Origin of the sequence: Hymenobacter nivis, assembly GCF_003149515.1 — a bacterium.
Classification (GTDB): Bacteria; Bacteroidota; Bacteroidia; order Cytophagales; family Hymenobacteraceae; genus Hymenobacter; species Hymenobacter nivis.
The window spans coordinates 3,570,539-3,588,681 of record NZ_CP029145.1 but is presented as its reverse complement, the minus strand read 5'-3'; the positions used below and the strand labels follow the sequence as shown (position 1 = coordinate 3,588,681).

The following is an 18,143-nucleotide window of genomic DNA, read 5'->3' as shown; positions in this document are numbered from 1 at the left end:
ATCAGAACGCGAGAAAATGCAGTTTTTTTTCAATTACCTTTTCTACCAATAAGCTTGTCAATAGAACCATTTTCCCGGTAGTATCCGATTCCCACGTCGCCCGTAACACTCCAGTAATACTCCACGAACACACCGAAAATTCACCCATTTACAGGCACTTATCCACATAACAGCTGTGGATAAGTGGGACTTGTCCACAAAATCAGCCTTACCTCAATGCAATTCAGGGTACTGAGCCCGCGCGGGGCCCCGGCAGCCAGCGGTGTTCTGGGCCGCGTTTTACGCCCGTTGCGGGCCCCCACAAAACGCCGGGCAAATGAGGATTAATGATTTAGGTTTGGTTTTCCAGAGTCAATCGCGTACTTTTGCCTTCCGATTTTCAGAAACCCCGCGCAGACCGATGTACGCTATTGTCAATATCGCTGGCCGACAGACCAAAGTTGAAGCCAACAAATTCGTTTACGCCTACAAGCTGGCCGGCAACGTCGGCGACACCGTGCAATTGGGCAATGCCCTGTTGACCGATGACAACGGCACCCTCACCGTAGGCGCCCCCACCTTGGACGTGGCCGTGACTGGCACCATTCTCGCCCACGTAAAGGGCGACAAGGTGCTCGTCTTCAAGAAGAAACGCCGCAAGGGGTACCAGAAGATGAACGGCCACCGCCAGGATTACACCAAGTTAATGATTAATAGCATTGGCTAAGGCCAATTATGAATTAAAGATTATGAATTATGAATTGCTGTTCGGGCAATTTTACCTGATTCATAATTCATAATTCATAATTCATAACTCCCTAAAAATATGGCTCACAAGAAAGGTGTCGGCTCGTCGAACAACGGCCGCGAATCGCATTCCAAGCGCCTCGGCGTGAAAATTTTTGGCGGGCAAGCGCTCATCGCCGGCAACATCATCGTGCGCCAGCGCGGTACCAGCCACCACCCCGGCGCCAACGTGGGCATCGGCAAGGACCACACGCTGTTCGCTTTGGTTGACGGCACGGTGCAGTTCAACAAAGGCCGCAAAGACCGTTCGTTCGTGACGGTGGTCCCGGCCATGGCCGAAGCCGCGCAAGCCTAGCTTCCAGCATTTTTGCCTTCGGGCAAATGACTAAAAGGGCTGCTCCTACCGGGGCAGCCCTTTCGTAGTTTCGGGTGCCTGTAATTGGCTAGTACCCGAAGTACGCCCGCAGGTTCACCTGGGCCGCCACAGTCCAGGCGTGCGTCGGCACTTGCTCGGGGCGGGCATAATACTGTACGGGCGCTTGCAAGCCAAGGCCCGCGTTGGCATCGAACAGCAGCGGGTGGCCGGCCCAGCCGCGCTGCGTGCCCACCAGCGCGTACACCCCGGGCACGAGCCGGGCCGGTACCGTGCGGTTGTGCCCCCGGCCGCGCGCGGCGGCCAGATCTTGCCACTCACCGCTGCCTTCCAGGGCCAGGTAGTCGCCGAACCGGGCCGGGCGGCGGGCCACCAAATTGGTGGGCCAGGCATGGCGGTAGTAGTAGCGCGCGCCCAGGGCCCCGGTGCCGCCCAGCAGGGGCAGCGTGGCCCGGGCCCGGCGGTTACCGGTGGCGCGGCCCGTGGGCAGGTAAGCTTCGGCTTGGGCGTAGAGGCTGAGCTGGGGCTCCACGCGGTATTCGGCTCCCAACGCCAGCGGCACTACCAAGCGGCCGCGCACGTCGGGGCTGATGACCAGGTGGGCGAGGTTGAAGCCGGCCTTCAGTCGCAGCCGGGGCGGTGGGCTCTGCGCCCGCAGGGGCCCCGTCCCGATGGCCAGCGCCGCCACCACAAGTGTTTTGAACAGTCGCATGGGGAGCAATAAGATCCCGGGGATAATTAACTTCCCAAGTTAATCCCTAATTCCCTAAATCAGTGGCTGTTGGTTGCCAACTGATTCAGAAACTGGCTAATCTGCGTAGCGTGGCTAACCACGAGGAAATGCCCGGCACCGGCCACCAGGCAATCAATGCTGGCGGCGGGGGGCGGCAGCAGCCGGTCGTGGGTGCCGTGCAGGCGGGCGGTGGGCCCCGGGCCCGGCACGCCCCGCCAACGCAGCAGCTGCCCGATGGCCCACTGGGCAAACGCGGGGTTGGTATCGGCGATGATTTGCCGGAGCAGCACGTATTCGCCCTTGGTTTTCACGCCGAACGCCCACTTGGCGGCCTGGGGCAATTTCTGGAGCAGCGTTGGGGGCACCAAGCGGTCCAGGCCCGTGGCGCGGGCTACGCGCAGCGGCCAAGGCAACTCGTGGGGGCCCGCCAAACTCGAAACCAGCACCACCCGCGCCAGGGGCCGCAACTGAGCAATTTCCAGCGCCAGCAAACCCCCAAACGACACGCCCACCAACCAGCACGCCTGCGCCGCCGGTACGGCCGCGGCCAGCCGGGCGGCGTAGTACGCCAGCGGCTCGGTAGCCGATTGCGGCGATAATCAACTCATAATGTGCACTTGGCCTGCCAATTGCCAGCGCTGAAATACCCGCTCGTCGGCCCCCAAGCCCGGAATGAGGTAGAAATAGGGCCCCGGCGCAGCGTTCACGAATCGAGCCGCACGTACACGCCTTCGAGGTAGAAGATGTTGTGGGGCTGGGGATCGTCTTCGCCTTCTTCGTCGGCGGGGTAGGTAACGGATAGCTTGAGGGCCACGCTGGGCAGGGGCACAGGCGGGGCCTCATCGGAGTTGAATTCGAGCAGGGCGGGCCACTCGCTGGCGGCCAGGGCGTCGGCTACTTCTTCCTGGAGGATTTCGGCGCGGTCGGCGGTAAGGCGCAGCAAAGTGTCGAGGGACTGAAACGGCAGGGCGAGGTGGAAAAAATGGGGCTCGTGGTCGAAATCTGTGGTGGCCCACACGGTCACGTCGTCGGTATTATCGAACACAATGGCCACGACGTACACGTGCTCCACAAAGAAGTCCACGTCATCGGCGAGGCTGTCGCTCAGGAGTTTCATGCACCCGCGGGGGCCGCTTGGAACAGATCCAGCGTAATCTGGTCGGCCAGCAGCTTGCCCGCGTCGGTCAAAGTAAGCACTTCCTGCCGGATGGTGGCCCAGCCCTGGGCCGTGAGCGTGGCCAGGTAGGCCGGGTGGGCCCCCGCCAGGTCGAGGCCCAGCGCGTCGCGCAGGTGGGCCAGATCGCAGCCGCGGGCCGTGCGCAACGTGGTGAGCAGGTACTCGTTGGCCCGGTCGCGGGCCGTGAGCACCTCCACTGTGGCGGGCACCTCGCCGCGCTCCAGCACGGCGGCCACGTACTGCGGGTTGTTAGCGAGGGTGAACTGGCGGTTGTGGCCGTCGAACGAATGGGCGCTGGGGCCCACACCCAGGTAGGGCACGCCGCGCCAGTAGTTGCCGTTGTGGCGCGACTCGCGGCCGGGGCGGCAGAAGTTGCTGATTTCGTACTGCCCGTAGCCATGGGCGCGCATCTGGGCCAGCAGCAGCTCGAACTGCACGGCCACGAACTCGTCGGGCGGCGCGGCAAACGTGCCCTTGCCCTGGCGGCGGCCCAGCAGCGTATCGGGCTCGATGGTGAGGGCGTAGGCCGACACGTGGGGCACGCCGAGCGCGAAGGCATTGGCCAGGTCGGCTTCCCAAATGTGGTGGCCGGGCGCGGGCACGCCGTAAATCAGGTCGATGGATAGGTTCTCAAAGCCCGCGTCCTGGGCCCGGCGCACGGCCGCGGCCGATTCGGGGGCGGTGTGGGCCCGGTTCATCAGGCGCAAGTGGGGCTCGTAGAAGCTTTGCAGCCCGATGCTGAGGCGGTTGACGGCGGTGGCCGCCAGCTCGGCCAGCTTGGGGCCCGTGAGGTCGTCGGGGTTGGCTTCGAGAGTAATTTCCGCCCCCGGCGCCACGGTAAAGTGCCGGTGAATGGCTTCAAATATCAATCCTAACTCACTGGCGGTAAGCAACGAGGGGGTACCGCCGCCGAAATAAATGGTATCGAGCACCGCGTGGGGCCCCAGGTAATTTTGGCGCAGGGCAATTTCCTGAACCAGGGCGTCCACCAGGCGGCTTTTCAGGGCCAGCGAAGTACTGAAGTGGAAATCGCAGTACGAGCAGGCTTGCTTGCAGAACGGGATGTGGAGGTAGAGGCCGGGCATGGGCGGCAAAACGGGGAAGGTGGCCGTTTTACATTCGGGAAATTAAACGCCGGTTGGCGCGTTATCGTCCCCGAATGTACGTCCGGTTTTTTCTGCGTTTTGGCTGGCTGCTGGGCTTGGCACTGCGACTGGGGGCCCCGGCCGCCCACGCCCAAACGCCTAATCTCGACCCCGCCGCACCCAACCAGCCGGGGCTGGCCTCGCCACCGCTGCCGCCGCCCGCCGCCGTGCCCAGCACGGCCGGGGCCCCCAAGCGGCCGGTGCACCCGCGGGTGCTGCGCCTCGACGCCGCGCCCGCCGATGCGGCCCTGCTGCGGCGCTACAAGCCGAAAGCCAGCGTGCCCGACTCGCTCAGCGCCCTGCGCGAATTGCGCGAGCTGGTGCTGGCGCTGCAAGGCGAATCGTACCTTACGGCCTCGGCCGACGAAATAAAGTGGGGCCCCGACACGGTGCGGGCGCGCATTTTTGTGGGCGAGCCGTTTCGGTGGGCCTACCTGCGCAACGGCAACCTCGGCGACGGCCTACTGACACGCGCTGGCTACCGCGAACGGTTTTTCCGCCAGGCCCCGTTCCGGCCCGGCGAGTGGGCCCAGTTGCAGGAGCGCGTGCTGACGGAGGCCGAAAACCAGGGCTACCCCTTCGCCACGGTAGGTCTCGACTCAGTGCGGCTCGACGGCCACAGCATTGCGGGGCGCGTGGTGCTGAAGCGCGGCCGGGCCATTGTCTTCGACTCCATCCAGATTGTGGGGGCCACCAAAACGCGCAAGCAGTTTCTGACCAAGTACTTGCAGATTTTCCCGGGCCAGCCCTACAGCCAGCAGCGGGTGCAGGCCGCCGCCCAGCTCCTGCGCCAGCTGCCGTACCTGAAGGTGCGAGCCGAGCCGGAGGTGCGCTTCGCCCGGGGCCGGGCGCGGGTGTATTTGCTGCTCGACGATAGACCATCCAACCAGTTCGACGCCATTGTGGGCGTGCTGCCCGGCGCCGGCACGGGCCAGGGCGTGCAGTTCACGGGCGACGTCACCATCAACCTGCGCAACCTCAAGGGCGGCGGCAAGCAGGTGGGGCTGCAATTTCGCAAGGTCGATGCTTTGTCGCAGCTACTTGACATTCAGTACGTCCACCCAAACTTCTTCGGTACACCGCTGGAGCTGGCCGGCAGCTTCAACCTGTACAAGCAAACCGACGCTTTCCTGACGGTACGGCCGCGACTGCAAGTCACGTACCCATCGGCGCGGGCCGGGCGGGTCACGTTTTTTGTGGAGCAGCGCAACTCGCGGCTCTTCACTGATAGCGCCGCGTCGCGGAGGCTCACGATATTACCCGAGAATATCGACTCGCAATACACGTCCTACGGCCTGAGCTACGCCTGGAACACGCTCGACGACCTGTTTTTTCCGCACCGCGGCTACCTGCTGAACGGCCAGGCCGCCGTGGGTACTAAAATCATCACCCGCAACCCCGATTTGCGCTCGGACCTGTACGACAGCCTGGCACTGCGCTCGACGCAAACCACGCTAGCACTGCGGGCCGAACGCTACGCGCCCGTGGGCCGGGCAGGGGTAGTGCTGCTGCGCGTGCGCGGCGAGAGCCTGGCCAACCAGCGCCTGTTCCTCAACGAGATGTACCGGCTGGGGGGCCTCAATTCGCTGCGGGGCTTCAACGAGAACCAGTTTTACGCCAGCAGCTACGCCGTGGCCACGGCCGAGTACCGGCAGTTCATCGGGGCCGAATCGTACGTGTTCCTGTTTGCCGACCAGGCTTATTTCCGGCGCGGGGCGGTGGCCAGCCAGGCCGCGGTAACTGACCAGCCCACGGGCCTGGGCGCGGGCCTGAGCTTCCGCACGGCGGCGGGCCTGTTTCAGTTTGTGTACTCGGTGGGGCAGTCGAGCAGCGCCAACCAACGCTTCGCGCTGGGCAACTCGAAGATCCATTTCGGCATTACGAACCGGTTCTAGAGGGGGACCTGCCATTCCACAATTTTTGAGTAAATACTAGCCAAATTGGCCGAATAGTACTATTATTAAAAATAATAGCCAGCCAGATTGGCCGAATTGGGCGGTTGCCAGGGCCCCCACGGGCTTGGTACGGGCTTTGATAATGGTGGAGTGTGGCCGACACTATAGCCGGCTCCTCTGCCATGAAACTCATCAACTCGAAAATAATCCGTGATTTTGCTCCCCAAATGGACCTGCTTAACACCATTGGTGGGGGCGTGGCCCAGCCCCAGGTGCGCCTCGACAAGCGCGAGCAGGGCGTAATTTTACGGGTGGCGTTACCATCAGCTTCGCCCGATACGTTTCACGTGGCTCTGCACAACCAGCGCCTGACCGTGTACGGCGCCTATCGCCACCAACCTGACGACGAGCTTTCGGCCCCGCTGTTCATGCGTGTGCTTGATTTGCCTGCCAACCTCGACGTGGCCCGCATCGACGCCGTGCAACACGGCCCCGAGCTACGCGTGCGCATCCCTTACAAACGTACCAACGATGAGCCCCGCGAGTTGGATATCCGCCACGAGGAATAGGCTCCTTTTTATACTGCCGGGACCGACCGGCACCGCCGTCCACTGATAAAGCCGGGACCGACCGGCCGCCTTTCTTATCTCTGACTGCTTTCCCACCGCCCACAGCGGTGGTTTTTTTTGCCCTTTAGTGGCTGCCCGAATAAATGGCTGTCATTCCGACGAAGGAGGAATCTGGGTAAAACCTAAGGACAATCCGCAGATTCCTCCTTCGTCGGGATGACAGTTTTACATTCTAAAACAGCGGAATCAGCAGCACGAAGCTTAGCAGCAGCGCCACGTAGAACCAGCCTTGTACCTGCCCGCGGTAGCGGCGCGGCACGCGGTTGCTGGCCACCAGCAGGGCCCCAATGGACAGGGCCAAGTGCAGCACCACGAAGGCCATGGCCTTCACCCAATTGCTCACAATGGTGTTATCTTCTTGGTGTTGATTACTTTCACCCAGGCCGGACAGGGCCCAGCGCAGGCCAAAGTAGGCCACGGCTTCGAACGCCACGAACCCAAGCAGACCGGCCAGCCACGTAGGAAAAGCTGTTGGTTGGGGCGCGTTGGCCATGGCGGTTGGGGGCGAAAAGGGAACTAACCGAAAATTATGGGCGGGGCCGCCCTAGCACCTCGGCCGTGCGGGCCCGCACGTACAGGTCCTCCACTTTGGTACGGGCCCAGGGCGTGCGCCGTAGAAAAACCAGACTTGACTTAATGCTCGGATTGACAGCGAAGCAGTTGATTCGCAGGCGTTCATCGAGGCCCGGCCACCCGTAGGCGGCCAGCAAATATTCGAGGATGACGACCAGCGTGACGCCGTGCAGCTCGCGGATGAGGTGGCCCGATTCGTCGCGGGCGTCGGCAGGAAGGGGCACGGCGGCAGAAAAAAAGAGAGGAAACAACGACAAAGTTGGCACAAATCGGGTGGCCCGGGCACGCAACCCGCCCGGGCTGGCGTTATTTTTGGCCAAGCCCTGCCCCATGCCCCGCCTCCGCCCCGTTCCCGTTGCGCCCGCCGCGCCCCTGCCCCGCCCCCGGCGGCCGGCGGCGCGCTGGCTGGCGGCGGCGCTGCTGCTGGGCCTGCTGGGGGCCGGCGTGTACTACGCCCGCCACGCGGTGCAGCTCAACCGCTACGCCCGGCGCACCTGGGCCACGCTCACGCGCGGGGGCCTCACGGGGCGCGAAAAAACGCCGCTGCTGGCCGGGTTCTCGGTGCACGGCATCGACGTATCGGCTTACCAGGGGCACATCGACTGGCCCGAGGTGGCGCGCCACGCGGTACAGTTTGCCTTCATCAAGGCCAGCGAGGGCGTGCGCCTGCAAGACCCGCGCTTTGCCCGCAACTGGCGCGAGGCGCAGGCGGCGGGCATTTGCCGGGGGGCCTACCACTACTTTTCGCCCAACCGCAGCGGGGCCGAGCAGGCGCGCCTGTTCATCAGTACCGTGCCGCTGCGCCCCGGCGACCTGCCCCCGGTGCTCGACGTAGAAGCCACCCAGTTCCACGACGTGGCCGTGATGCGCCGCGAGGTGGCCACTTGGCTGCGCCTGGTGGAAGCGCACTACGGTGTGCGGCCCATCGTGTATTCCAACCACGGCTTCTACCGCCGCCACCTAGCCGGGCACTTCGACGAGTACCCCCTCTGGCTGGCCCACTACGAAGTGGAGCGCCCCACCCTTCCCCCCGGCAAGTGGATCATCTGGCAACATTCCGATGAGGCCTACGTGCCCGGCATCCACGGCGCGGTCGATTTCAACGTGTTCCAGGGCAGCTACGCTGCACTACTGGCCCTGCGCGTGCCGGCGCCGGCCGCCGCGCCTGTCCACCGCTGAACCATAGGGCCCAGCCGTAAGAAAGCCGCCCGGCAGCGCTGCTTTTGTGAAGCAACACCGCCGAGCGGCTCCTTTATGGCCAAAAGAGCCAAGTACTTACATCTTAGGAGCCATTTTATCTTCTTTCTTCATCATCTTAGCGTCCTTCTTCATCATTTTGTCGTCGCCGGCCTTGTGCTTCATTTTCTTGTCTTCCTTGGCCATCATTTTGGCGTCTTTCTTGGCCATCTTGCCATCGGTTTGGGCCGAGGCACTGAAGAAGGAAGCCGTGAGGGCGAGGGCAGCAACGAGTTTGAGGGTGGTCTTCATGGTATGCGAAAAAAGGAGGTGAGTGAGTTGTAGCGGGTAACTTTCCGAAAGTTGGGCCTGGTGTCTGAACGTAACATGAAGAACTATTTCGATCGCCAAATTATGCACGGGGGCCCTTGGGTGCGCCGGGTTGCGCTGGCTGGGGCCCTGGTGGCGGGGCTGCTGGCCACGGGCTGCGGCAGCAGTCGGCCGGGCTTCACGCAGTCGGGCCAGGGCTCGTACTACGCCAACAAATTCCGGGGGCGGCCCACAGCCAGCGGAGCCCCCTACCGGCCCAGCAAGATGACAGCCGCCCACAACACGCTGCCCTTCGGCACCCGCATCCGCGTGACGAACGTGCGCAACGGCCGCTCGGTGAAGGTGACCGTGAACGACCGGGGCCCCCACGTGGCCGGCCGCATCGTCGACGTGTCGGGCAAAGCCGCCCGCCGCCTCGACCTGGTGCGCGCCGGCGTGGTGCCCGTGCGCCTCGAAGTCATCCGGGCGGCCCCGCGGGGGGGCGGGCGCTAGCTACTTTTGCGGCCATGAACCACAACATTCGCAAGAAAGTAGCCTGGACGTACCCGCCCGGCCTAGGCCGTTTCGCCGCCCTCGACCATTGGGTGCGCGCCGCCGAAGCCCAGGGTTGGTCAGCAGTCGAAGTCCAACAAGTGCTCGACGAAGTGGTAGAAGCCGACGACGATAAAGCCGGCCACGAGGTGCTGGCCTACTACTCGGCCCGCGCCTAGGGACTTAAACCTAAAATGGGGCCGCCTGGCCACTGGCCGAGCGGCCCCGTGGGCTCGTGCGTGTGCCGCCGCGGGCGGCGCTTACTTCTTGTCTTTTTCGCGCTTGGCCTTGGCTTTTTCGAGGGCTTCGTCGCGCTTGGCTTTTTCTTTCGCCTTGCGCTCCAGCTCCTTGGCCATCTTTTCGCGCTTGCCGGGGTACTTGATATCGTACTGCTGAATTTTCAGCAGGCTGTCCTGCTCGACCATTACCTTATGGGTCGTGACGCGGCCCGTGAGCGAGGCCACGTCGCCCTCGGCCATCTGCACCGTGGTGCCGTTGGGCGACGTAACGAGGCCGGCCGGACTGACGGTGTAGCCACTCAGCAGCTTTTTATCGGCCGTGAGCGGGTTGGCGAGGCCTTGCTCGGTAAGTACCACGCGGCCGTTCACAAGGGCCAGGCCGTCCTTCACGCCGGCACCCGGCGTGGCGGCCAGGCGCGCCCGGGCCGCCACGGCGGCGCGGCGCGGCGGCAACTTGGTTTGCGCCTGGGCCCCGGCGGCGCCCAACAGCAAAGCCCCAAAAATCACAAATCGGAATGGAATACGCATAATGGGTAATTTTTAGATAAATTGAATTTAAACAGGTATGCTTTTAACGGAAGACTTCGGACGGAGCAAATATATTACGCTACCTGGTGCCCTATCAAACCCTTATGCAAAACCGATACCAACGACACAGGCACGGCGGCAAAAACGCGGACCGGCTTCCTTACGTTCAACTGGTACCGGGCTGATCAGCGTCGGATTAATTAACACTCTCCTTCCCATGGCCACGAAAATTTCCGCCGGCGATCTGTACCATACTTTCCACGAGGAAGTGAACATGACTGCTTCCGAATTGGAAAAGTGGCTAAAAACCGATGAGTCGAAAAGCGTGGGTCAGGCCGACAACGGCGGCGAAAGCATTGGCCACCAATCGGGCAAGCACATTGTTGCTATTTTGCATAAAAAGAAGGGCGACCTCAGCCCCGACGACGAGGCCCACATGCACAAAGTGCATTCTTACATTGCCCGCCACTCAGCCCAGCGCCCCAGCGGCGACGTGGCCCACACGCGCTGGCGCTACTCGCTGATGAATTGGGGCCACGACCCGCTCAAAAAGTGAGTGGGTGGCTAAGTGAATGAGTGATTTTACCCTTTGCTCGTCCATCTCAATCACTCATCTGCTCATTTACAAACTCACTAATTGGCAATGGAATACAAGGATTATTACAAGACGCTGGGCGTAGAAAAGACCGCCACGGCCGAGCAAATCAAGAAGGCGTACCGCAAGCTGGCCCGCCAGCACCACCCCGACGTGAACCCCAACGACCCGGAGGCGGAGCGCAAGTTTAAGGAGGTAAACGAGGCCAACGAGGTGCTGAGCGACGCCGACAAGCGCAAGAAATACGACCAGCTGGGCGCCGACTGGAAGCGCTACGAGCAGCAGGGTGCCGGCCGGGGCCCCGCGGGCGGGCGCGGGGCCCCCGGCGGCGGCGGGGGCTTTGACTGGGGCCAGTATACGCAGGGCGGCGGGGGCGGGGGTAGCAGCCCGTTTGGCGAGGAAGACGGCGATTTTTCGGACTTTTTCGGCTCCATTTTCGGCAACATGGGCGGCGGCGGGGGCCGCAGCGCCCGCCCCGGCGCGGGCCAGGACTACCAGGCCGAGCTGGAGCTGAGCCTGGAGGAAGCCTACCAGGGCGGCCCGCGCACCATCACGGTGAACGGCAAGAACTTGCGCCTGACCGTGAAGCCGGGCGTGGCCGACGGCCAAACCATCCGGCTGCGCGGCCAGGGGGGCCCCGGCCGCAACGGGGGCCCCGACGGGGCCCTGCTCCTCACCTTCCGCCTCGCGCCCGACGCGCGCTACGCGCGCACAGGCAACGACCTGACCCAGGACGTGCCCGTAGACCTGTACACCGCGCTGCTCGGCGGCGAGCAAACCGTAGCCACGCTGGGCAGCCCAGTCAAAATCAAAATCAAGCCCGAAACGCCGAACGGTACCCGCCTGCGCCTGCGCGGCAAGGGCTTCCCGGTATACGACCAACCCGGCCAGTCCGGCGACCTCTACCTGCGCCTGACCATCGCCCTGCCCCAGCACCTCACCGACGAGGAAAAGGCGCTGATTGAGCAACTGGCCGCGCTGCGCAGCCCCGACGCATAGCCATTGATTTTCCTGAATTTTCGTCTTTTCCACCCGCTTATGTTCGTTCTCACTTTCCAGGAATGCGCCGTTCGCTACGGCCTCAACGCCGAGGATTTGCACGGCTTCGTAGCCGTAGGCTTGCTGCGTCCGGCTCCCACCCCCAACGCCGTGGAAATCGACGACGAGCCCGATGAGTTGCTGCCGCGCCTGGCCCGCCTGCACCACGGCCTGGGGGTGCCCCCCGAAGCCCTCGACCTCGTGCTGGCCATGCGCCAGCGTCTGCTGGGCCTGCAAGCCGCCCTAGCCCGCGAAACCTCTCGCGCCCAGCAGCTAGAGCAGTTCCTGCAAGGCCGGGGGCCCACTATAGATTTCAATTAACAGGTATCAATTGACAACGAGCAATGAGCAATTAACAGTGAGCAGCTACTGATTGAAAGATACACAGAGGTTTGCTCATTATTCACTGATAACTGAAAAGTCAGGCGATGGCTAGGGCTAACCCAGCCCCCACCACGGTGGCTCCGAGCTTGGCCCAGTCGAGCCGGTGCTCGGGGCTGGTTTCGAACAGGATGGTAGTGGAAACGTGCAGGAAGTTGCCGGCTACCAGCCCCAGCAGCGCGGCGTAGGCCCCCGGGCCCAGCCGCTCGCTCAGCACCAAGTAGTTGCTGCTCAGGATGCCCACCGGGCCGGCCAGGGCAAAGATTAGCAGCGCGGGCCACGTGCGCCGGGCGGGGCCAGGCCGCTGGTGCAGCAGCGTGGCCAGCGCAAACGCGGCGGGTATGTGGTGCAACGCCACCCCAGCCACTATGGCATAGTAGGGGGCCCCCACCGCCCCACCAGCGGCCGGTACCAAAATGCTGCCCTCTAAAAGCGAGTGCACCGCCAAGGCCCCCAGCAGCAGCAGCGGCACCCGGCCGGCCCGGGCCGCGTGGGCCTCGGCCGCGTGCACGTGGCCGTGCTCGATGCCGTGCGAAAACACTTCCAGCAGCACTTGCCCAAAGAAGCCACCCAGCACCCAGTAGCCCACCCGGGGGCCCTGGCCCGGCACCATCTGCCAGGCTTCGGGCAGCAAGTGCGTGACGGTGAGCGTGAACAAGTAGGCCCCGCTGAAGGCCAGCAGCGGCTTCAGGGCCGCTTGGCCCAGGGCGGCGGGCAGCCAGCCGGCGGCCCAGCCTGCCCCCAGCACCGTGCCCAGCAATACAAAAATGGCAATCCACATCCGCGAAAACGCAAAAAGCGGCCGCCCCGCGGCCGCACAAAAGCGGCCGCCTGCCCCGCGCCGGTCGGCGGAGCAGGCGGCCGCTGCAAAAATTACCGGTCCGGCAAATGGCTACTTTTTCTTTGCCGCTGCCTGGTGGCGCGCGTCCCCATCGGCGGGCGAGGCGTCGTTCTTTTTCTCCTCGCCCTTCAGGTTGGTAGCGTCGGCCGACATGGCTTCGGCGGCGTTGGGCATGGGACGCTCGTCTAGGTGCTCCGACGAGTTGATGGGCCGTGGGATGGCGCCGCCTTTGGCCGCGTTGGGCATGTCGGCCGAGTCGCTGGCGTGCATCTCGCTAATGCGGGTGCCGGGGGCCACCATATCCAGCGATACTTTTTCGTCGGGGCGCCAGTCGGAGGGCTCGCTGCTGCAAGCGTTCAGGGCGAGGGCGGCAGTAGCCAGGGCCAGCAAGCGGGGGGATAGGAATTTCATGGGTGAGAAAACAAGCAATAGCGGTCAGATGGAATGCGTTACGTAGCGGCGGACGGCGGGGTGGGGCCAGGCCGCGCTTTTTTTAGCGGGGGCCCTGCGTTGTTGGTTGTTAGCTAGCGGCTGACAGTAATTTCATAAACACTGCCTAGAGCGGTTTTCAAGTCAGTGTACACGGCTCGTTCCCGCGTTTGCCTCACCCCTTGGGCCTCATCTCCAAAAAGGAGAGGGGGAGCGAGACTGGCAATAAGTGTACACTGACTTAAGATTTGCTCTAACAACCGGCAACTGACAACCCAGTTGCTTTTGCACGGCAAATTAAGCCAGCAGGTTCTTGCGGCGCAGCAGGGCCTCAAACAGCTTGCGGTCGTTGTCGGAATTGAAAATGCGCTGGGGCAAGTGTAAAAATACCGGCACGTCGAACGTGCGGGCAATCCACAGGCGCCAGCCGGCGGTGTCGGCGGGCGGGGCGCCGGGCTTAAGGTAGAGCAGGTAAGCGTCATCGTCGCGGCGCACCTTGCCGATCATGTCCCAGGTGAGCTGCATGGCTTTTTCCTTGCTCACGCGCAGCAGCAGTTGCTTCGGGTCCATCTCAAAACTCATGCGCTCAAACAGGGGCTTGCTCTGCTCCATCTGCGTCACGCCCGTGACCTGGGCCGAGCGCAGCAGCACAAACAGCAGCGTGAGCACAAAGCTTAGCACCAGCCACCACCACGAATGCCAGATGATGGCCGGCAGCAGCCCAAGGGCGAATGGCACCAGGGCGTACACCCAGTCTTTGCGCCACACCTCGGCCATGGCCAGCTTGGTGTAGGCGTTGGTGTCGAACTGCGTTTTTTTGGTGACGATGGCCAGCGGCGACGGCTGCTGCTGCTGGCGGAAGCCGCCGCCCCCGCCGCGTTGGTTGGGTTGGTTCATGATTCTTTTAAATGTAGAGATATACAGAGTGTGTAGATGTGTAGAAACTTGACAATGAGTATTTTGGTAGTTTATAGCAAACTTTCCATCTCCCACATTTTCACATTCTCCACACTCAACACATTAATTCTTAAAATGCTTTCAGGCTCAGGTCCAGGATATCGGCCGAGTGCGTGAGGGCCCCCACCGAAATGTAGTCGACGCCGGTAGCGGCCACCGCAGCCAGGGTTTGCTCGGTAATGCCGCCGCTGGCCTCGGTTTCGAAGCGGCCGGCCACCACGGCCAGCGCCTCGCGCATCTGGGCGGGCGTCATGTTGTCGAGCATCAGGCGCTGGAAGCCGCCGGCGGCCACGGCCTGTTGCACTTCTTCCAGGGTGCGGGTTTCGAGTACGATGGGCAGCTGCCGGCCGGTGCGGGCCAGGTAGGCGTGCGTGGCGGCCAAGGCCGCGGCCACGCCGCCGGCGTAGTCCACGTGGTTGTCCTTCAGCATGATCATGTCGAAGAGGCCGTAGCGGTGGTTCACGCCGCCGCCAATCAGCACGGCCCACTTCTCGCAGAGGCGGAAGTTGGGCGTAGTTTTGCGGGTGTCGAGGAGGCGGGCTTTGGTGCCGGCCAGCAGCGCGGTGAGTTGCGCCGTGTAGGTGGCGATGCCGCTCATGCGCTGCATGCAGTTGAGCACCAGGCGCTCGGCTGTGAGGATGCTGCGCGCGGGGCCCTCCACTACGAAGGCCACATCGCCGGGCCGAACGCGGGTGCCGTCGGGCAGGGCCTCGCGCACCTCCAAAGCCTCATCTACCGCCACGAAGATGCGCGGGGCCAGGGCCACGCCGGCCAGTACGCCGGTGCCTTTCACCAGCAGGCGGGCGCGGTTGCGGGCCTCGGCCGGAATAGCGGCCAGCGCCGAATGGTCGCCGTCGCCCACATCTTCGGCCAACGCCGAGCGGATGAAGGTGGCGAGGGCCTCGTCGGTTAGGTAAGCGGGGAGTGGTTGCACGCCGCAAAGGTACGGGCCCCGCCCTTGCCGCGGAAGCACAACCAGGGCCCCAACGCGAAGCCTTGCTGCTGGGCATAGCTGGTTAAACGTTAAAAGTGAAGAGTCAAAACCAATGTCCGGTTTTGACTCTTCACTTTTAACGTTTAACCAAGCTTTTCTTAGCTTAGCTATTCTTTGGTAAAGTCCAGGTTATCAATCACCGGGGCCCCGCGCGAGGGCTTCAGCTTGACGTAGACGCGGTAGGTGCCGCCGCGGCTGGCGTAGCGCCCCACCGCGTACTGGATGCCCTCGCCGCTGGACCCCTGGTGGATAAAATCGAATCCGATGGGACCGTTTTTGGCGAAGAAATCTTTCAGCACCAACTCGGCCTGGGTGGCGTTAAAGTTCTGCTTATCGCCGTCGAAGCTGATTTCAATGGCCGGGGCCAGGAACTGGGCCAGCTCGTGCGCCGAGCCGTTGCGCAGGGCCCCGCGCACGGGCCCCAGGTCGGCCTGAGCCTGGGCCGTAAAGCCCAGCAGCACCAGCAGCCACGCGGCGGCCAACGTTCGCAAAAGGAAGGGTTTCATGGTAAAAAGTAAAGAACTTATCATCAAAGCGGGGTGTAGCGAAAACAGTGCCAGTTGGAGCCCCCCCCCCAGCCAGGGCCAGATTACGGGCGGCGGCCCGCGCGGGTTGGCAGGCAGCCGGGCAAAAATCTGCCCAAAATTATCCCCCGGGGCGCGGCTGCCGTCAACCCTTGCCCCGGGGCCCCGTATCTTTGGGGCATGAATAAACAGGTATTATTGGTCATTCTGGACGGGTGGGGCCTGACCCAAAACACGACCAATTCGGCCGTTGACCAAGCGCAGACGCCCTTCTACCACGAAGTTCTGGCGCGCTACCCGCACAGCACCCTGCAAGCCTCGGGCGAAGCCGTGGGCCTGCCCGAGGGCCAGATGGGCAACTCGGAAGTGGGCCACATGAATATTGGCGCGGGCCGCGTGGTGGACCAGGAGCTGGTGCGCATCGGCCGCTCCATCCGCGACCGGAAGCTGGGCCAGATGCCGGCCCTGGTGAAAGCCTTCGAGTACGCCCGTATCAATAATAAACCCTTGCACCTCATTGGGTTACTATCCGACGGCGGCGTGCACTCGCACATCGACCACGTGAAGGCCTTGTGCACCATCGCCCACGAGGCGGGCGTGCCGCGGGTGTTCGTGCACGCCTTTACGGACGGGCGCGACACCGACCCCAAGAGCAGCGTGCGCTACATCAACGACCTGGAGCAGCACGTGGAGCGCACGGGCGCCAAAATTGCCTCCGTAGTGGGCCGCTACTACGCCATGGACCGCGACCAGCGCTGGGAGCGGGTGCAAGTGGCCTACGACCTGCTGGTGAACGGCGTGGGCACGCCCTCGCAGAACCTGATCCAAACTATTCAGGAGCAGTACAAAGAGGGAGTTACCGACGAGTTTTTGAAACCCATCGTGAAGGTGGGCAGCGACGGGCAGCCGCTGGCCATCATTCAGGACGACGACGTGGTGCTGTGCTTTAACTTCCGCACCGACCGGGGCCGCGAAATTACGGAAGCCCTTACGCAGCAGGATTTCCACGCCTTCCAGATGCACCGGCTCAACCTGCACTACCTCACGCTGACGAACTACGACGACAGCTTCGTGGGCGTGACGCCGGTGTTTGAGAAGGACAACCTCAACCGCACGCTGGGCGAGGTGCTGGCCGAGAACGGCAAGACGCAGATCCGCATCGCCGAAACGGAGAAGTACCCGCACGTGACCTTCTTCTTCTCGGGCGGCCGCGAGGTGGCCTTTGAGGGCGAGAAGCGCATCATGTGCCCCTCGCCCAAGGTGGCCACCTACGACCTGCAACCCGAAATGAGCGCCGCCGACCTGCGCGACGCCCTGATTCCCGAGCTGCGAGCCAATACCGCCGATTTCGTGGTACTAAACTTCGCCAACCCCGACATGGTGGGTCACACCGGCGTGTTTGCGGCCGTGGTGAAGGCCGTGGAAACGGCCGACGCTTGCGCCCGCGCCGTGGTGGAGGCCGCCCGCGCCGCCGGCTACACTAGCATCATCATCGCCGACCACGGCAACGCCGAATTCATGCGCAACGCCGACGGCTCGCCCAACACGGCCCACACCACCAACCTGGTGCCCTGCATTTTGGTAGATGACAACTACCACGGCACCCTCGCCGATGGCAAGCTAGCCGACCTCGCCCCCACCATTCTGGCGCTGATGGGCGTGGCCCAGCCCACCGAGATGACCGGCCTGAACCTGCTGCGCCCCGCCGACGCCCCGCATGCATAAGGGCAGCGGCGCCTGGCTGGGGGCCCTGGCGCTGCTGCTGGCTGGCTGCGGGGGGCCCGGGGCCGGGGCCCCCGCGCCGGCCGCCGCCCAGCCGTTATACTTCGACGTAAAGGGCTTGCTCGACCAACAAATTAAGCAGCTCAACCAGGCCCATACCGCCACCCTCAAACGCGTGAGCGTGCGCGGCGGTGCCATTGAAACGGTGCGCGTGCCGGCCGTGAAGTGGGCCGACGAGCTGCAATTGTTCTTCCAGGCCGACATTAATAAGGCTGCCCTGCGCGGCGCCTATGCCATCGATTCGGCCCGGCTGCCCGATGGGCGGCTGCGCCGCACCTACACCCGCCGGCCCGGCCACGACATTGCCCCAGTTGGCCGGCTGTCGGTGCTGAGCGCTGGGGCCGCCCCCGAGGAAATCACGGCCGACGTAGACCAGAAAAACGCGCTGTTCGCGGCCCGCAAGCACCTGCGGCTCGACCTGCGCCAGGGCCTGCTGACCACCTACGCGGTGCAGGGCACCCAGAAGCTGGTGCTGTTCGACACGCTGCGCTACGCGGCGGCCGGGCAGGTGCAACGCTAAGCAGCACATTTGGGCAACGCTGAACGA

25 protein-coding genes are annotated in these 18,143 nt (G+C 63.6%); 12 read left to right on the top strand and 13 right to left on the bottom strand.

Annotated elements, in window-relative coordinates:
* The first annotated feature begins 400 nt into the window (after window positions 1-400).
* Together rplU and rpmA are read left to right on the top strand one after the other, a co-directional pair.
* Window positions 401-706, top strand: coding sequence for a 50S ribosomal protein L21 (gene rplU / locus DDQ68_RS15925; RefSeq protein WP_109657188.1), 306 nt, complete (start codon window positions 401-403; stop codon window positions 704-706).
* 99 nt (window positions 707-805) lie between these two features.
* Window positions 806-1,081, top strand: a complete 276-nt coding sequence (gene rpmA, locus DDQ68_RS15920; protein ID WP_109657187.1) for a 50S ribosomal protein L27 — start codon at window positions 806-808, stop codon at window positions 1,079-1,081.
* Between the two features lie 88 nt (window positions 1,082-1,169).
* On the opposite strand, the gene DDQ68_RS15915 is transcribed toward rpmA, so the two are convergent.
* The 4 genes from DDQ68_RS15915 to hemW form a co-directional block, all read right to left on the bottom strand.
* The gene (locus DDQ68_RS15915; protein ID WP_109657186.1) at window positions 1,170-1,811 is read right to left on the bottom strand and encodes a hypothetical protein; all 642 of its coding nucleotides are present in this window, start codon (window positions 1,809-1,811) and stop codon (window positions 1,170-1,172) included.
* 59 nt (window positions 1,812-1,870) lie between these two features.
* On the bottom strand, window positions 1,871-2,383 hold the full coding sequence (locus DDQ68_RS15910; protein WP_342767452.1) for an alpha/beta fold hydrolase: 513 nt from the start codon (window positions 2,381-2,383) through the stop codon (window positions 1,871-1,873).
* Between the two features lie 152 nt (window positions 2,384-2,535).
* Complete coding sequence (locus DDQ68_RS15905) at window positions 2,536-2,949, bottom strand: hypothetical protein (RefSeq protein WP_109657184.1); 414 nt, start codon at window positions 2,947-2,949, stop codon at window positions 2,536-2,538.
* Window positions 2,946-4,094, bottom strand: a complete 1,149-nt coding sequence (hemW, locus tag DDQ68_RS15900) for a radical SAM family heme chaperone HemW (RefSeq protein WP_109658470.1) — start codon at window positions 4,092-4,094, stop codon at window positions 2,946-2,948. The genes DDQ68_RS15905 and hemW overlap by 4 nt, the downstream gene beginning before the upstream one ends.
* A gap of 74 nt (window positions 4,095-4,168) precedes the next feature.
* On the opposite strand from hemW, the gene DDQ68_RS15895 reads away from it, so the two are divergent.
* Both DDQ68_RS15895 and DDQ68_RS15890 read left to right on the top strand, forming a co-directional pair.
* Window positions 4,169-6,049: a BamA/TamA family outer membrane protein gene (locus DDQ68_RS15895; RefSeq protein ID WP_109657183.1), complete on the top strand. Its 1,881-nt coding sequence runs from the start codon at window positions 4,169-4,171 to the stop codon at window positions 6,047-6,049.
* Window positions 6,050-6,231: 182 nt separating this feature from the next.
* Window positions 6,232-6,618, top strand: coding sequence for an Hsp20 family protein (locus DDQ68_RS15890; RefSeq protein ID WP_109657182.1), 387 nt, complete (start codon window positions 6,232-6,234; stop codon window positions 6,616-6,618).
* 232 nt (window positions 6,619-6,850) lie between these two features.
* Here the strand turns inward: DDQ68_RS15890 and DDQ68_RS15885 are convergent, their stop codons facing one another.
* Together DDQ68_RS15885 and DDQ68_RS15880 are read right to left on the bottom strand one after the other, a co-directional pair.
* Window positions 6,851-7,171 carry a hypothetical protein gene (locus DDQ68_RS15885; protein WP_109657181.1) on the bottom strand — a complete coding sequence of 107 codons (321 nt, stop codon included), beginning with the start codon at window positions 7,169-7,171 and terminating at the stop codon, window positions 6,851-6,853.
* A gap of 34 nt (window positions 7,172-7,205) precedes the next feature.
* On the bottom strand, window positions 7,206-7,475 hold the full coding sequence (locus DDQ68_RS15880) for a VF530 family protein (protein ID WP_245897072.1): 270 nt from the start codon (window positions 7,473-7,475) through the stop codon (window positions 7,206-7,208).
* Window positions 7,476-7,581: 106 nt separating this feature from the next.
* Between DDQ68_RS15880 and DDQ68_RS15875 the strand changes: the two genes are divergently transcribed.
* Complete coding sequence (locus tag DDQ68_RS15875; RefSeq protein WP_162550158.1) at window positions 7,582-8,430, top strand: glycoside hydrolase family 25 protein; 849 nt, start codon at window positions 7,582-7,584, stop codon at window positions 8,428-8,430.
* 96 nt (window positions 8,431-8,526) lie between these two features.
* Here DDQ68_RS15875 and DDQ68_RS15870 read toward each other — a convergent pair whose 3' ends face one another.
* Window positions 8,527-8,739 (bottom strand): hypothetical protein, encoded by a 213-nt coding sequence (locus DDQ68_RS15870; RefSeq protein ID WP_109657179.1) that lies wholly within the window; start codon window positions 8,737-8,739, stop codon window positions 8,527-8,529.
* A 102-nt stretch (window positions 8,740-8,841) separates the two neighbouring features.
* On the opposite strand from DDQ68_RS15870, the gene DDQ68_RS15865 reads away from it, so the two are divergent.
* Together DDQ68_RS15865 and DDQ68_RS15860 are read left to right on the top strand one after the other, a co-directional pair.
* Window positions 8,842-9,249, top strand: coding sequence for a septal ring lytic transglycosylase RlpA family protein (locus tag DDQ68_RS15865; RefSeq protein WP_109658468.1), 408 nt, complete (start codon window positions 8,842-8,844; stop codon window positions 9,247-9,249).
* Between the two features lie 14 nt (window positions 9,250-9,263).
* Entirely contained in the window at window positions 9,264-9,467 is a 204-nt protein-coding gene (locus tag DDQ68_RS15860; protein ID WP_109657178.1) for a hypothetical protein, read from the top strand.
* Between the two features lie 81 nt (window positions 9,468-9,548).
* On the opposite strand, the gene DDQ68_RS15855 is transcribed toward DDQ68_RS15860, so the two are convergent.
* Window positions 9,549-10,055: a DUF6799 domain-containing protein gene (locus DDQ68_RS15855; protein ID WP_109657177.1), complete on the bottom strand. Its 507-nt coding sequence runs from the start codon at window positions 10,053-10,055 to the stop codon at window positions 9,549-9,551.
* A gap of 217 nt (window positions 10,056-10,272) precedes the next feature.
* Here DDQ68_RS15855 and DDQ68_RS15850 point away from each other — a divergent pair, with 217 nt between their 5' ends.
* From DDQ68_RS15850 to DDQ68_RS15840, 3 genes are all read left to right on the top strand, one after another.
* Window positions 10,273-10,611, top strand: a complete 339-nt coding sequence (locus DDQ68_RS15850; protein ID WP_109657176.1) for a DUF3140 domain-containing protein — start codon at window positions 10,273-10,275, stop codon at window positions 10,609-10,611.
* A gap of 87 nt (window positions 10,612-10,698) precedes the next feature.
* Complete coding sequence (locus tag DDQ68_RS15845) at window positions 10,699-11,649, top strand: DnaJ C-terminal domain-containing protein (protein ID WP_109657175.1); 951 nt, start codon at window positions 10,699-10,701, stop codon at window positions 11,647-11,649.
* Between the two features lie 39 nt (window positions 11,650-11,688).
* Window positions 11,689-12,009: a chaperone modulator CbpM gene (locus tag DDQ68_RS15840; RefSeq protein ID WP_109657174.1), complete on the top strand. Its 321-nt coding sequence runs from the start codon at window positions 11,689-11,691 to the stop codon at window positions 12,007-12,009.
* Between the two features lie 100 nt (window positions 12,010-12,109).
* Here the strand turns inward: DDQ68_RS15840 and DDQ68_RS15835 are convergent, their stop codons facing one another.
* The 5 genes from DDQ68_RS15835 to DDQ68_RS15815 all read right to left on the bottom strand — a co-directional run bounded on the left by DDQ68_RS15835 (window position 12,110) and on the right by DDQ68_RS15815 (window position 15,796).
* Window positions 12,110-12,850: a ZIP family metal transporter gene (locus tag DDQ68_RS15835; protein ID WP_109657173.1), complete on the bottom strand. Its 741-nt coding sequence runs from the start codon at window positions 12,848-12,850 to the stop codon at window positions 12,110-12,112.
* Between the two features lie 111 nt (window positions 12,851-12,961).
* Entirely contained in the window at window positions 12,962-13,321 is a 360-nt protein-coding gene (locus tag DDQ68_RS15830) for a hypothetical protein (RefSeq protein ID WP_109657172.1), read from the bottom strand.
* A 315-nt stretch (window positions 13,322-13,636) separates the two neighbouring features.
* Entirely contained in the window at window positions 13,637-14,236 is a 600-nt protein-coding gene (locus tag DDQ68_RS15825; RefSeq protein ID WP_109657171.1) for a YcxB family protein, read from the bottom strand.
* A gap of 130 nt (window positions 14,237-14,366) precedes the next feature.
* Window positions 14,367-15,230 carry a carboxylating nicotinate-nucleotide diphosphorylase gene (gene nadC, locus DDQ68_RS15820; RefSeq protein WP_109657170.1) on the bottom strand — a complete coding sequence of 288 codons (864 nt, stop codon included), beginning with the start codon at window positions 15,228-15,230 and terminating at the stop codon, window positions 14,367-14,369.
* A 167-nt stretch (window positions 15,231-15,397) separates the two neighbouring features.
* A complete protein-coding gene (locus tag DDQ68_RS15815; protein ID WP_162550157.1) occupies window positions 15,398-15,796 on the bottom strand; it encodes a DUF4783 domain-containing protein in 399 nt (132 codons plus the stop codon).
* Window positions 15,797-15,994: 198 nt separating this feature from the next.
* On the opposite strand from DDQ68_RS15815, the gene gpmI reads away from it, so the two are divergent.
* Both gpmI and DDQ68_RS15805 read left to right on the top strand, forming a co-directional pair.
* Window positions 15,995-17,539, top strand: coding sequence for a 2,3-bisphosphoglycerate-independent phosphoglycerate mutase (gene gpmI, locus DDQ68_RS15810; RefSeq protein WP_109657168.1), 1,545 nt, complete (start codon window positions 15,995-15,997; stop codon window positions 17,537-17,539).
* Window positions 17,532-18,116 carry a hypothetical protein gene (locus DDQ68_RS15805; protein WP_109657167.1) on the top strand — a complete coding sequence of 195 codons (585 nt, stop codon included), beginning with the start codon at window positions 17,532-17,534 and terminating at the stop codon, window positions 18,114-18,116. Before gpmI ends, DDQ68_RS15805 begins: the two co-directional genes overlap by 8 nt.
* Window positions 18,117-18,143: the final 27 nt, after the last annotated feature.